We start from the raw sequence: 12,930 nt of genomic DNA on the forward strand, positions 1-12,930 counted from the left end.
TAATTTTTGAAGACATATTATCTAAATATTAACCACTTTATACAAGTATGTATTTTTATACATACTTGTTTTTGTTTTTCTCAAAAAATCAACTTAAAACATGTATATAGCGCGTTAGAAGAGCGCAGAGCTGATGAAGCTATATTAATACTAAGTAAAATTGACACTTTAAAAACAACTACATACGATAAAGCCTTAATTAAATACTATCTAGGCGAAGCTAATTTGATAGTAGATAATCATGGACTAGCTTACAAATACATGTCTGCCTCTAAGCTCCTTTTCAAACAAGTTGATAGCGTAAAAGATGTTGCCGATTGTAATATAGCTCTTCTACGTATATTAAGCCATCAAAACAATGTTAATATAGAAACAAAATCTATCATAGGTGAACTAAAAAATTACGCATTAGAAAATAATGATTACAAATCCTTAAGAAGCATATATCATAAAATCGCTTCAAATTATTTAGATGAAAACAAAGGTCTTTTGGCTAATAACTATTTCAATAAATATATAGAACTATCCAAACAAAACAATGACACACTCTATGTCGCTTATGGCCTCATGAATAAAGGCACTGTTTTTAATGACTATATAAAAAATTCAGATTCAGCTATTTTTTATTTTAAAAAATCATTGCCTACTTTCTTTAAGTATAAAGATATTGAAACTATAGCTTATAATTATAATAACCAAGGAAAGGCTTATTATAATTTAAATGATTGTAAAAAAGCTTTAATCTATTATTTAAAAGCTGATTCAACCCCAATTAAAAATAACATTGCTAAAAGCAAAGCGGTTTTTTACAAAAATATATCTAACGCATATTCCAAATGTAATGATTATGAAAATGCATATATCTATTCAAACAAATTAAATAGCCTAAAAGACAGTATCAATGACACTCAACAAAACATTGAAATATCAAAAATCAAAGAACAATACGACAACGAAAAACTCCGTGCCAATAATCTAGAAATAGAAGGCAAACGAAAACAAAATTTCAATTTATTAATAGGCGCCTTGGCATTTATTTTTTTTGGAGGGATCACGACTTTCCTTATTCATAAAAGCACGAAACGGAAACAAAAACTGGCCGAACAAGAAAAAGACTTAGAAACCCAAAAACTGGCAACCGTTTTAAAAGAACAGGAACTTTTAAGTATTGATGCCATGATTGAAGGTCAGGAAAAAGAACGTCAACGTATCGCCAATGATTTACACGATGATTTAGGCGGATTAATGGCAACGGTCAAACTTCATTTTAATGCTCTTAAAGACAAGCATACTCCAGAATTATTTGACAAAACAACAGATTTACTGGATGAAACTTATCAAAAAATCCGTTCTATAGCGCATGCCAAAAACTCGGGGGTGATTGCCAAACAAGGGCTTTTAAAAGCGATACAGAATATGGCAGATAAAGTATCTTCGTCAAACAAAATTAACATTGAGGTGATTGATCATGGCCTAGAAGACCGCTTAGAAAATAGTTTGGAATTGACTATCTTTAGGATGGTTCAGGAATTGGTTACCAATATTATTAAACATGCCGAAGCTACAGAAGCCATCATACATTTAACCAATCATGATGAAAGCCTAAACATTATGGTAGAAGATAATGGCAAAGGGTTTAACCAAAGTCAAATAACCACTAAAAACAAAGGTATGGGGATACATAGCATCGATAAGCGTATTGAACACTTAAACGGTACGATGACCATAGAATCTGAAATTGATAATGGCACCACAATAATAATAGACATTCCTATATGATACGACTCGCTATAGCAGAAGATCACCAGTCATTAATAGATGGTATTCAATTACTCCTAGAATATGAAGACGGCATAAGCATTGTAGGTACAGCAAACGATGGCGTTGCATTAATGGAAATCGTTGAACGTAAACAACCAAATGTCGTATTAACAGATATTAGAATGCCAAAAATGGATGGGATCGAAGCCACAAGAAAAATTAAAAAAAAGTATCCAAATATACATGTGCTTGCCTTTACTATGTTTGAGCAAATTGAAGCCATTCAGCAAATGATGCAAGCAGGAGCTTCTGGATATATCCTAAAAAACGCATCCCTAAAGGAGGTACACCATGCTATTTTAACAGTCTCAAAAGGTGAAACCTATATAGATGGCAACATTAACACCAATGTTTTAAATTCAAAATCGTATATTAAAACAAAGGGCGTTTTAACAAAACGGCAAATAGAAATCCTTGGACTTATCGCTCAAGGTAAAACGTCTCGAGAAATTGCCGATTTACTATTTATTGGTGTTTATACCGTCGATACCCATCGTAAAAATATGGCACGTATTTTAGGACTTCAGGGAAAAGGGGAATTACTACGCTATGCTTTAGAGAAAAAATACAAGTTTTAGGTATCCCCTCTATTGGGGATGTTTTCGTGATAGTATAGTTCATAGATTTATAAGTCTATAAAAGACATTTTTAATCACCTAACTTTAAGTTGATTAGAATTAAAACTATAACACAAATACCGCTCCAAATTTACAATGACAGCTATTCACGAAATTTTAAAAACTATTAACAATCTAAAGGAAAAGAACAATCTGCTCTCAAAAGGAGATATTCGTAAACTTTTAATAGCCACAAAATCTATAACCCAACATAAGGACCTCATAGATTCAATGATATTTCTTTTTACGACTCAAGACCATAATATTCAAAAAAAAATAGCGTGCTTAACCAAAAGGGAATTACAAATTCTGCAACAAATAGGCTATGGTAAAAACACAAAGGATATTGCTCTTCTACTAAACATAAAAAACTCAACAATAGAAACGCACCGAAAAAATATTAGAAAAAAATTAGACCTTGTGGGAAAGGGAAAACTTATTCAATATGCTATTTTAAATAATTTAAGAGCATCTATTTCTTAGTAAAGATAATCATATAACTATCAACAACATAGATCCTAGAACGTAAGAAATTAATTATATTTTTAGTATATTTATTGTTTTAATCAGTCAATATGGCATATTAATTGATATATCGTAGAAACTAGGTAGGAAAAAGAAGATTTAAACTGTTATATAAATAGATGTAATATTTTACGCAACCATTTTTAATTTTCTGCATCTAGTAGATAACTAAACGAATATGACAAATGAAAATACTAATTATTATTAGCATCCTTATCGTTGTTAATTTGATTCTTTTGACTTTTAGTGTTAATAAAAGAACAGATCCTTGACAAAAAGAATCTGTTCTTTTATTTTTTAAACAGTCTAGTTAACCTCTGGTAAGAAATTATAGTTTTTACTGTAATCTAACATCTGACCAGCAAAGGTTTCTGGTTGTGTTACTTTTACTTCAATTATTTCCCCAGCCTCATTTTTATGTGCTACTAATACTGGGTTTACAAAACCACTATAAGGTGCTGATAAAAATTGTTTATTACGCTCCAAAACTTCAGCGTGGATCGCTTGGTCTACTTTTACCCCATAAGTCTCCACTAAGGTCTCTACGGCTTCATAATCACCTTCAGACTTAATACGTTGCGTTTCACGTAATAGCTGCCCAAAAAGTGACCGCAATTTCTCATAATCGTTAATATTAAAATATGTTTTTCCATCACGTACTACCTTTTCAATGACATGGTCAGTTTTTCCCTTTTCAAATACCCAGGCACTTACCCATTGTCTATTTCGCATATGTGCTTCTTCAACATCATCTCCTAGATTTAAACGGATTAGCTGCATAACAAGTCCGTTTCTTATATAGTCATCATAGGCTGTTTTACCTACACTTTTCCAATCATCAACTAAGCCCAATTCCTGTAATTTAGCATCATACAAATAATACAGTCCGACCAAATCTGCACGTCCTTCCTCTAAAGTTGACGCATAATTTTTTAATGTTTCTTTAGTCTCTCCTACCCCTGGGTTTAACTGTCCAGAAGCGTGGCCAATAACCTCGTGTAAAGCTGTGTGTAATTTATCGGCCAATTGTCCATACTTCTCTACTAACTGCAACTCTTCTTCATCGTGAACAAACTCCTTTAAACGTTCCGAACCACCCGCATTATTATAGGCATGTATAATATTTCCCAGCGAAACAGATTTACTCCCTACTTCTTTTCTTATCCAATTGGCATTAGGTAAATTAACACCAATTGGCGTACTTGGTGAGGCATCTCCAGCTTCGCCTGCTACTGTTACTACTTTATAAGTAACACCAACAACACTATCTTTTTTATGAGCCTCCATTAGCGGTGCATGATCTTCGAACCACTGTGCATTATCCGATAGCACCTTCATTTTTTGAGACATATCAAAATCATTAATCTGCACAATGTTTTCGTACGATCCGCGATACCCCAATGGGTCATTATATACTTCTATGAAACTATTTATATAATCAATATTACCTTTAGTGGCAGCTGTCCATGCCACATTGTAATCATCCCAAGTTTGCAGATCGCCTGTTTTATAATAATCGATCAACAATCCCAAAGCATGACCCTGATCATCATTTTCAGCAACACTTTTGGCTAATTCCAACCATTTAACGATTTCATCTATGGCCGAACCATATAATCCACCAGATTTATATACACGTTCTTTTACTACGCCATTTTCTTTTACCAATTGAGAATTCAATCCAAACGACAACGGCTTTTCTGGGTCTGGAGATTGTTTTTTAGCATAAAAGCTTCGCACATCGTCATTAGTAACATTGGGTGCATAAAAGTTAACCGCAGAAAGACCAACGTTGTCAACTCCTTTTGCCTGATTTACTTTCTTGGTATCTGCATCATTAAATATAACATCGAAAGCTTCGCCCTCCAAAGATGTATGGGTATCAGCTAATAATTGCTTTAAATAGTCTGAGGAGAACTCTGGTTTTAACTTATCGTTAGAATAATGGTGATGAATCCCATTACTAAACCAAACACGCTTTAAATAAGTCTCGAAAGCATCCCAGTCTGTAGACGTTTTATCTCCCTTATAACTTTTGTAAATATGCTCAAGCGCTTTTCTTATAGTCAGGTTATGTCTATAATTTTGATCCCACATAATATCTCTTCCTGCCAAACCAGCTTGGGTAAGATAGTATACCAAAGTCTTTTCTTTTAAAGTCAGATTTTCCCATCCAGGAATTTGATAACGGAGTATTTTAATATCTGCAAATTGCTCCACATTATAATCAAATGCAACACGTTCATTTACGGCTTTATTTTCTGTGTTTTCTTTAGATTTATCCTTACCGCATGATAAGAACAAAGTAACAATCAGTACTAAACTTAGTATGGATTTTAATTTCATGGATTTATGTTTATTGATTTTTAATTGTTGTTGTAGGCTTTGATATTTGAAATAATCTTTTCACTGTGCGCTTATTCTCAATCCTGTTATTTCATTTTATAAAAAGTTCTTTAACTCTTGTTTAAAAAAACGATTCATAACAGTTCTTAAATTATTGATTAACAGAAAAATCAGCTTATCGATTGAAAAAAATCTATTTTTAACGCAACAAATATAATAATTTATTAAATGAGGTTTAAAAATGATTATATTTGATTTGTCTAATTAATCAAAAAAATAATGAAAACTTTTAAGTACATTTTGTTCTTACTACTTATCGCTATTATAGGAACTGCTATTTACATTGCCGTGCAACCTAACTCTTTTGAAGTTACCAGAACCCGAACTATAAAAGCACCTGCTGCTGTTATATATAATAATGTGATTGATTTTAAAAATTGGGAGGCTTGGTCTTCTTGGGTGGAAGCTGACCCTGATATGAAAATTACACTTGCGGAACAGACTAAAGGTGTTAATGGCTCCTATTCTTGGGAAGATAAAGATGGTATTGGAACGATGAAAAACATAGAAACTGAAGAAAACAAATCGATTACCCAAGAAATGCAATTTGCGGAGTTTCCAAAATCAGATGTGTCTTGGAAATTTACATCTAATGAAGATGGCTCCACGGATGCTACCTGGACGATCTCAGGAAAAGATCTACCCTTTGGTTTTAAGGCATTCGCAACCTTCATGGGCGGTATGGAAAAACAAATTGCACCTCATTATGAACGAAGTCTTGAAAAATTAGATAGCATCGTGATGTCGGATATGAAAAAATACAGTGTAAAAGTTGATGGTATTACCCAACATAGTGGTGGTTACTATCTGTATAACACAGCTTCTTGTAAAATAACAGAGTTGGAAGCAAAAATGACCGAAATGATGCCTAAAATTGGTCATTATGCTATGACTAATAAAATAGCAATGGCTGGGGCTCCTTTTACATATTATCACAAATGGGACGAAGAAAATAACGCGGTTATGTTCTCGTGTTGTGTTCCAACTACTACTAAAGTAATAAGTGCAGATAGTGATATTTTAACTGGACAGCTAGAACCTTTTAAAGCTGTTAAAACAACGCTTAAAGGCGATTATGAAAATTTAAAAGAAGCCTGGGAAACGTCCATGAAACATCTCACAGAAAATGGTTTAGAATTTACAGAGAACGGCCCTATGCTGGAGACTTATCTAACAGACCCTATGAGTACACCTAATCCAGCTGACTGGGTTACAGAAATATACATTGCTGTAAAATAATATGAAACAGCTTTTACTGGTTTTTTTAGGTGGTGGCTTTGGTAGTGTGCTACGGTTTCTTATTGGCAAATATTTAAACAGTGCAGAAACAGGTATTCCTTACGGTACGTTTGCTGCCAATATTTTAGGAAGTTTACTTATTGGTCTCATTCTTGGATTGGCGGCAAAAAATGATTCATTAACACAAAACCAGACCTTACTCTTAGCTACTGGTTTTTGTGGTGGTTTTACGACCTTTTCAACCTTTGCCTACGAGAATCATGTGTTTTTAAAATCGGGGGATTTTACAAGCTTTGCCATGTATACCATTGCTAGTTTTGTCATTGGGTTTTTAGCTGTGTTTTTTGGGATGTTTTTGGTGAGGTAAATTTTCGTTTGACTTAATGAACAAAACGACTCATAAATTGGATGTTAAAAAACATTTTGGTGAAACTTAAGTAATAAGTACTAACAATGTAATTAGTTTATTAAAGACCATTAATAAGTTATAGCTACTACTAATGATAAACATATCAATATTTCCCAAAAGCCTTCACCCCAGCCTCTACCCTAGTTTTTAAATAGTTTTTTCTAGGTACTAAAGGACACGAATACTTTTCATTATAAGCGCAATAAGGATTATACGCTTTATTAAAATCTATAATAAAAGTATTTCCTTCGGGGATACTGGCATCAATATAACGCCCGCCTCCATAAGTTTCCAATCCGTTGGTTTCATCTAAAAAAGGTAGAAATAAGTGGTTCTCGTAACCTGGCTCGTTCATTAATTCCTGCCCTTGATATATCTCTAATTCAAATTTTTCGCCTTTCAATTCAAAAGACAAAATCCCAAAAACACGCTCTTTAGAAACCCTGTCCGTGGTCGTTTTCATATGAAACCATTCAGAATTAGGTGTTCGCTTCAATATAGCTTTTACAACATAAGCAGAATCAAACTTAAAGAAATCCAAACCCTCAAAGTGCTTTCTATCTTTATCTTTTAAAGGTGATGTGGTAGCATCTTTATATTCGGCATTTATTTTTCTTTGAAATTCAGTATCACCCAAAAGCGGTTTCTTTTCTTGTCCGCAGTTGAACAATAATACTAAAAATAGTAGTATTAAAAGGTTCTTTTTCATCATCGTTTTTATCTTTTTGTTGCTGGTAAGAAAGTTACCTTTAAGTTTTCTGGATACATCGTAAACTCAAAGCGTTCCCTGATGGTTTCAGGGTTTACTTCTAATTTAAAATCGAAATGCTTACATAGTACAGAAATTAATACGATCATTTCTGTTTTTGCCAAATGCATCCCAGGACAATATCTTGCACCGCCTCCAAAGGCTCTCATAACATTAGGTGAATGATTTTTATGCATCGGGCACCCATTTGTCAGCCACCTTTGTGGAATAAAATCGTTAGGGTTGGAAAAATAATGATCTTGTGTTTGCGCTACTTTATTCTGTAAAATAATGCTGGTTCCTTTTGGTATAGACACATTATTGACTGTAATATCTTCGTTAGATTCCAAATACAACTGAGGCGTTGTTGGCTTTAATCTCATCGCTTCTTGAGCCACCGCATGGGCATATTTTAGTCCATCTACATACTCGTAACTATCTGGTATATTCTCAGTATATATGGCCTTAGCTTCTTCCCTAACTTTCATAACAATCTCGGGGTGTTGTGCTAAATAAAACATACACCAAGACAACGAGTTTGAAGTCGTGTCTTCTCCTGCCAATAGCATGGTAAATACGTTTCCGTAGATTTCTTCATCCGTAAAATTTACGTCTTCATTTTCTACCAATAAAGCTTCCAAGAAATTTGAAGGTTGCTCTTTTAACTTGGGATTTTCCGTTAATCGTTTTTTAGCATCATCTATGAATCCATGGATTACTTTTTCTATGGATTTTAAAGATACGTCCAATGTTTTATCCTTTTTCCTTTTGAAATACCGCCATGTAGGAATTGGTGCCGTAACACGTTCATTAATCATTGGAAAAATAACTTCCAAATGCTTTTGAAAGCTATTCGACTTGTTATTTATAGTATCCAATTTATGTCCGAAAGCAATCTCGGTAGTAATATCAATTGTAAAGGCCATAAACTCTTTTTGTACATCTACAATTGTTTTTTGCTGAGCATAGTCTTTAAATTTTTCGAGAACACTCTTGGTTTTATCTAAAATTATAGGATAGAATGCCTTAACATTCTTTACGCTCAAAGCTTCTGCTGTTGGTTTCCTATGTCGTTTCCACCTATTGCCTTCTGCATTAAAAACACCATCGACACCCATTTCTTTTAAAATTTCATCAATCTTGGAAAAACGTTTAAAACCTTCTGGTCTCAATCGGAGCATTTTATTATTAAAATCTGGGTTTGCAGATACTACAAATTCCTTTCCAACAAAATGTATTTTAAACAAATCTCCACACTCTTCAACCCAACGTTCCAAGACCTGATGCTTATTGTAAGTATTAAATTGAGGTAAATGTCCTAATAAGAATGCGCCTTTTGGAGATTTTAAATTTTTAATTTTAATCAACTGATTATCAGACATAAATACGGTTTGTTTTTAATCTAAAAGGTGTTTAGATCTTATTATTTTTTAAAATTTTAAAAAATATTCGCATTTCAAAAATACAACTTAAGAATATTTTGCATAGCTTTGATGCCATTAAAATAAAAATGCGTCATAACGTCACAATTTGTAAAAAGCAATGGGCCTCTTTAAAGAGAAAGGGTCGGGCTTGTCATATATTGTGGTGATATAAATATAAAATATAACAATATATAAAAGTCCGACTTCACAGTCGGACTTTTTATTTTTAGTCAACTGTAGACTTTAAAACAAAACTATATGTAAAAACAGAAACTTGAACAATTAGAACTCATGAAAACTTTATTCAACAATTACGTAAACACTTTTAAAGGCTTATCAAAAGAGGTATGGTGGCTTGCTTTAATTACACTAATAAACAGAGCAGGTACAATGGTCATTCCGTTTTTATCACTTTACTTAACCAAAAGCCTTAATTTTACTTTAAGTGATGTCGGATGGATTATGAGTGCTTTTGGTTTGGGGTCTGTGATTGGTTCTTGGTTAGGTGGAAAATTAACCGATAAAATTGGTTATTATAAAGTGATGGTATTTAGTTTACTTGTAACAGGTATACTATTTATTGCCTTACAATTTTTAAGCACATTTATACTGTTTTGCTTTGGTATTTTCTTGGTTATGCTCGTTGCAGATATGTTTCGCCCTGCTATGTTTGTAGCATTAAGCGCCTATAGCAAACCTAAAAACAAAATACGATCTGTGACTTTAATCCGATTGGCAATAAACCTTGGTTTTTCTGCTGGTCCAGCTATTGGAGGTATCATTATAACATCACTAAGCTATGGTGGTTTATTTTGGGTAGATGGCATTACATGTGTTATAGCTACACTTGTTTTAATAAATGTTTTGAATCCCAAAAAAGCAAAAATACTGGATGATGTTACAACAGAAAATCCGAAGTCGGCATATAGTGATAAAGCATTTTTAATTTTTCTTGCAGCTATGGTGCTATTTGGAATTGTATTCTTGCAATATTTTTCGACCATGCCTTTGTATTATAAAGATGCACATTATTTAAGTGAATTTGATATTGGTATTCTTTTGGGAATGAATGGTTTTCTCATTTTTGTTTTCGAGATGCCTTTAATAAAATGGCTTGAAAACACCAATTTCACCAAGTCTGGACTCATGCTTTTTGGAGCTGTTTTAACAGGTTTAAGTTTTATTATCTTAAACTTTACAAATTGGGCTGGTGTATTAATAATCGGTATGTTATTGATGACATTTGGTGAAATGATAACCTTTCCTTTTTCAAATGCATTTACTATGGATAGAGCAAAAAAAGGAAACCAGGGTGAATACATGGCCTTGTACAGTATCGCATTTTCCATAGCGCACATATTTGGTCATAATGCGGGCATGCGTATGGTTGATGCACTTGGTTTTGACAACACCTGGTATATCATTACAGGTCTTGCTGCCCTTTGTGTATTTTTATTATTTGCACTAAGACAATATTTGAATGCACGTAAGAGGCGCAAAGAAAAAGTCATAGAAGAAGAAACAGAAATATTATGGATTTAAACCAAATTACAATACCATCATTAGATGTTGAAAAAGCAACAACATTTTACAAAACTTTGGGATTGCATCTTATCGTTGATGCCATCCCAGGGTATGTGAGATTTGAGTGTCCTGATGGTGACAGCACTTTTTCAATTCATAAAGTAGATCTATTGCCAAAAGGTAGCGGTGTTACCATTTATTTTGAAGATAATAATCTGGATAATTTAGTTTCAAACCTTCAAGAAAAAGGTATTATTTTTACGCAATTGCCTGAGGATAAATCATGGTTATGGCGTGAGGCTCATTTACAAGATCCAGATGGAAATAACATCATTTTATACCATGCCGGGAAGAACAGAAAAAATCCGCCATGGCGTATCAAATAATTATGAAATAAATACGTGAAACACATTTTTTATATACTCACTCTCCTGCTCTTTATAAGTTGTAATTCTTCAGGAGAAAAGAAAGTATCGACTAATAATGATACTTCAAAATCCATTGAGGACATTAAAAAATTCCCTGAACTTGCTCCTAAATAGATATAATGTCGCGTTTCTAATAATGAACGGCACATACAATACAGAACTAACTGCCCCTTTTGATATTTTTCAGCACACCATTTTTAGAGATAGCATTAAAGCCATGAATGTATTTACGGTTGCCAATACCGATGATGTTATTACAACTTTTGAAGGTATACGAATGCTACCAGATTTTAATTATTTAAAGGACCCGCTTCCTAAAATCGATATTCTGGTTGTACCAAGTGCTGAGCATCATTTAGACTCCGATTTAGAAGATACTACGATGATTAATTTTGTAAAGCAGGTAGATAAAAATGCACAATTTGTTACCTCCCACTGCGATGGGGCTTTTGTTCTGGCTAAAGCAGGGTTACTCGACCATGCTGTTTCTACAACTTTCCCCAGCGATATTGATAAAATGAGACATATGTTCCCCAAACTAGACATTAGAAAAGAGGTTTTGTTTGTCCATGATGGAAAATATATTACCTCGGCAGGTGGTGCAAAAAGTTTTGAAGCTGCTTTATATTTATGTGAGTTTCTTTATGGGAAAAATGTTGCTCAATCTTTAGCAGGTGGCTTAGTGATTGATTGGAATTTAGAAAAAGTTCCTCATATAATAATCAATAAATAATTTTATGGATAAATGGAAAAAACTACCTGTATTTCAAAAAGCCATGGAAATACAAAAATTAGTAGATTATATCGTCGAATCTGTCGAAAAAACCGACATTGATTTTGAGTATGAGATTCAAGCAGAAATGATAAAAAATAACATAAGTTATATGCGGGAAAACTCATTAATTATTCCTTCTAAAATTGCTGGAGCATCAGGTGACGACATGCTATATGATATAAAAATGGAACATGCTGCTATAATCCGCAAAGCTGCCCGAGAACTTATTACAGATGCTCGTGGCTTAGAAATGCATGGTTTTAAGGATACTGAATATTTAGACTTGCTAAGAACAGAAATAGAGATGTTTCGAATCTTATTTGCTGAATGGGTAAAGAGCTTTGACCAGTGGAATTATATTATTGACCGTTGGGGGCTTTTTAATCCTCCAGGTGTGGATTATGATGATAAAGACCCTGACGATGATATCCCCTTTAATCCAGACGATTTTTTTGAAGATCTTTAGTGTTTATTTCAACGATTTTATTTCTTTTTGTTTAACAACATCAGACAACACGATTTGTGTTTTGCTTTCTCCATAAATAATAAGTTGATCTATAAACGATTCTAAGTGTTTTTGATTTTTTAAAACGACCTCCATAACAATATTTTCGTCTCCAGTTATGCGATAACAATTCACAACTTCATCATAGGTTTTCACCTTTTCTAAAAACGGTTTTAGCTTCCCCATAAAAGCTCGTAATGTTATAATAGCCTTAAGTTGATAACCAACTTCAAACGGAGAAACAATAGCCTTGTAGCCTTCTATAAGCCCCAAGTCTTCCATTTTTTTAATACGCTCTGAAACTGCTGGTGAACTAACCCCAACACGACGTCCAATTTCGGCATTAGAGAGACGTGCATTCTCTTGTAAACACTTTAAAATCTTCCAATTAAGCCTATCAATATCCATTTAATGAAATTTAACCATAAATAATTAAAATCTAAAGCAAATATACGTTTTTACTTTAAAACCTAAAGTTGAATCTAATTTCTTGTGATTAATTTTGATAA

The 12,930-nt window shown here is 33.2% G+C and carries 12 protein-coding genes and 1 pseudogene; 9 read left to right on the forward strand and 4 right to left on the reverse strand.

Features of this window, described 5'->3' with window-relative positions; translation table 11 throughout:
- Positions 1-6: 6 nt before the first annotated feature.
- The 3 genes from HHX25_RS03290 (at position 7) to HHX25_RS03300 (ending at position 2,921) form a co-directional block, all read left to right on the forward strand.
- On the forward strand, positions 7-1,779 hold the full coding sequence (locus tag HHX25_RS03290) for a tetratricopeptide repeat-containing sensor histidine kinase (RefSeq protein WP_169670095.1): 1,773 nt from the start codon (positions 7-9) through the stop codon (positions 1,777-1,779).
- Positions 1,776-2,399, forward strand: coding sequence for a response regulator transcription factor (locus tag HHX25_RS03295; protein ID WP_169670098.1), 624 nt, complete (start codon positions 1,776-1,778; stop codon positions 2,397-2,399). The genes HHX25_RS03290 and HHX25_RS03295 overlap by 4 nt, the downstream gene beginning before the upstream one ends.
- Positions 2,400-2,534: 135 nt before the next feature.
- Entirely contained in the window at positions 2,535-2,921 is a 387-nt protein-coding gene (locus tag HHX25_RS03300) for a helix-turn-helix transcriptional regulator (protein ID WP_169670100.1), read from the forward strand.
- A 348-nt stretch (positions 2,922-3,269) separates the two neighbouring features.
- Here HHX25_RS03300 and HHX25_RS03305 read toward each other — a convergent pair whose 3' ends face one another.
- On the reverse strand, positions 3,270-5,309 hold the full coding sequence (locus tag HHX25_RS03305) for a dipeptidyl-peptidase 3 family protein (RefSeq protein ID WP_169670102.1): 2,040 nt from the start codon (positions 5,307-5,309) through the stop codon (positions 3,270-3,272).
- A 279-nt stretch (positions 5,310-5,588) separates the two neighbouring features.
- Here HHX25_RS03305 and HHX25_RS03310 point away from each other — a divergent pair, with 279 nt between their 5' ends.
- Positions 5,589-6,608: an SRPBCC family protein gene (locus HHX25_RS03310; RefSeq protein ID WP_169670104.1), complete on the forward strand. Its 1,020-nt coding sequence runs from the start codon at positions 5,589-5,591 to the stop codon at positions 6,606-6,608.
- Position 6,609: 1 nt separating this feature from the next.
- Positions 6,610-6,975 (forward strand): fluoride efflux transporter CrcB, encoded by a 366-nt coding sequence (gene crcB, locus HHX25_RS03315; protein WP_169670106.1) that lies wholly within the window; start codon positions 6,610-6,612, stop codon positions 6,973-6,975.
- Positions 6,976-7,120: 145 nt separating this feature from the next.
- Here the strand turns inward: crcB and HHX25_RS03320 are convergent, their stop codons facing one another.
- On the reverse strand, positions 7,121-7,726 hold the full coding sequence (locus HHX25_RS03320) for a DUF1684 domain-containing protein (protein ID WP_169670905.1): 606 nt from the start codon (positions 7,724-7,726) through the stop codon (positions 7,121-7,123).
- Between the two features lie 8 nt (positions 7,727-7,734).
- The gene (locus HHX25_RS03325; protein ID WP_169670115.1) at positions 7,735-9,147 is read right to left on the reverse strand and encodes a cytochrome P450; all 1,413 of its coding nucleotides are present in this window, start codon (positions 9,145-9,147) and stop codon (positions 7,735-7,737) included.
- Between the two features lie 333 nt (positions 9,148-9,480).
- On the opposite strand from HHX25_RS03325, the gene HHX25_RS03330 reads away from it, so the two are divergent.
- From HHX25_RS03330 to HHX25_RS03345, 4 genes and pseudogenes are all read left to right on the forward strand, one after another.
- A complete protein-coding gene (locus HHX25_RS03330; RefSeq protein ID WP_169670118.1) occupies positions 9,481-10,731 on the forward strand; it encodes an MDR family MFS transporter in 1,251 nt (416 codons plus the stop codon).
- Positions 10,722-11,099, forward strand: a complete 378-nt coding sequence (locus HHX25_RS03335) for a VOC family protein (protein ID WP_169670120.1) — start codon at positions 10,722-10,724, stop codon at positions 11,097-11,099. The genes HHX25_RS03330 and HHX25_RS03335 overlap by 10 nt, the downstream gene beginning before the upstream one ends.
- Before the next feature lie 114 nt (positions 11,100-11,213).
- Positions 11,214-11,874: pseudogene (locus tag HHX25_RS03340) on the forward strand (DJ-1/PfpI family protein).
- Between the two features lie 4 nt (positions 11,875-11,878).
- Positions 11,879-12,382, forward strand: a complete 504-nt coding sequence (locus HHX25_RS03345; protein ID WP_169670122.1) for a hypothetical protein — start codon at positions 11,879-11,881, stop codon at positions 12,380-12,382.
- Positions 12,383-12,385: 3 nt separating this feature from the next.
- Here HHX25_RS03345 and HHX25_RS03350 read toward each other — a convergent pair whose 3' ends face one another.
- The gene (locus HHX25_RS03350; protein ID WP_169670124.1) at positions 12,386-12,829 is read right to left on the reverse strand and encodes an Lrp/AsnC family transcriptional regulator; all 444 of its coding nucleotides are present in this window, start codon (positions 12,827-12,829) and stop codon (positions 12,386-12,388) included.
- Between the last annotated feature and the right edge of the window lie 101 nt (positions 12,830-12,930).

The sequence above is a fragment of the Flavivirga algicola genome, from assembly GCF_012910715.1.
Lineage (GTDB): Bacteria > Bacteroidota > Bacteroidia > Flavobacteriales > Flavobacteriaceae > Flavivirga > Flavivirga algicola.

Coding starts and splice junctions, on each gene's coding strand:
- HHX25_RS03295 (WP_169670098.1), top strand. CDS start 1,776: ATGATACGACTCGCTATAGCAGAAGATCACCAGTCATTAATAGATGGT.
- HHX25_RS03300 (WP_169670100.1), top strand. CDS start 2,535: ATGACAGCTATTCACGAAATTTTAAAAACTATTAACAATCTAAAGGAA.
- HHX25_RS03305 (WP_169670102.1), bottom strand. CDS start 5,309: ATGAAATTAAAATCCATACTAAGTTTAGTACTGATTGTTACTTTGTTC.
- HHX25_RS03310 (WP_169670104.1), top strand. CDS start 5,589: ATGAAAACTTTTAAGTACATTTTGTTCTTACTACTTATCGCTATTATA.
- crcB (WP_169670106.1), top strand. CDS start 6,610: ATGAAACAGCTTTTACTGGTTTTTTTAGGTGGTGGCTTTGGTAGTGTG.
- HHX25_RS03320 (WP_169670905.1), bottom strand. CDS start 7,726: ATGAAAAAGAACCTTTTAATACTACTATTTTTAGTATTATTGTTCAAC.
- HHX25_RS03325 (WP_169670115.1), bottom strand. CDS start 9,147: ATGTCTGATAATCAGTTGATTAAAATTAAAAATTTAAAATCTCCAAAA.
- HHX25_RS03330 (WP_169670118.1), top strand. CDS start 9,481: ATGAAAACTTTATTCAACAATTACGTAAACACTTTTAAAGGCTTATCA.
- HHX25_RS03335 (WP_169670120.1), top strand. CDS start 10,722: ATGGATTTAAACCAAATTACAATACCATCATTAGATGTTGAAAAAGCA.
- HHX25_RS03345 (WP_169670122.1), top strand. CDS start 11,879: ATGGATAAATGGAAAAAACTACCTGTATTTCAAAAAGCCATGGAAATA.
- HHX25_RS03350 (WP_169670124.1), bottom strand. CDS start 12,829: ATGGATATTGATAGGCTTAATTGGAAGATTTTAAAGTGTTTACAAGAG.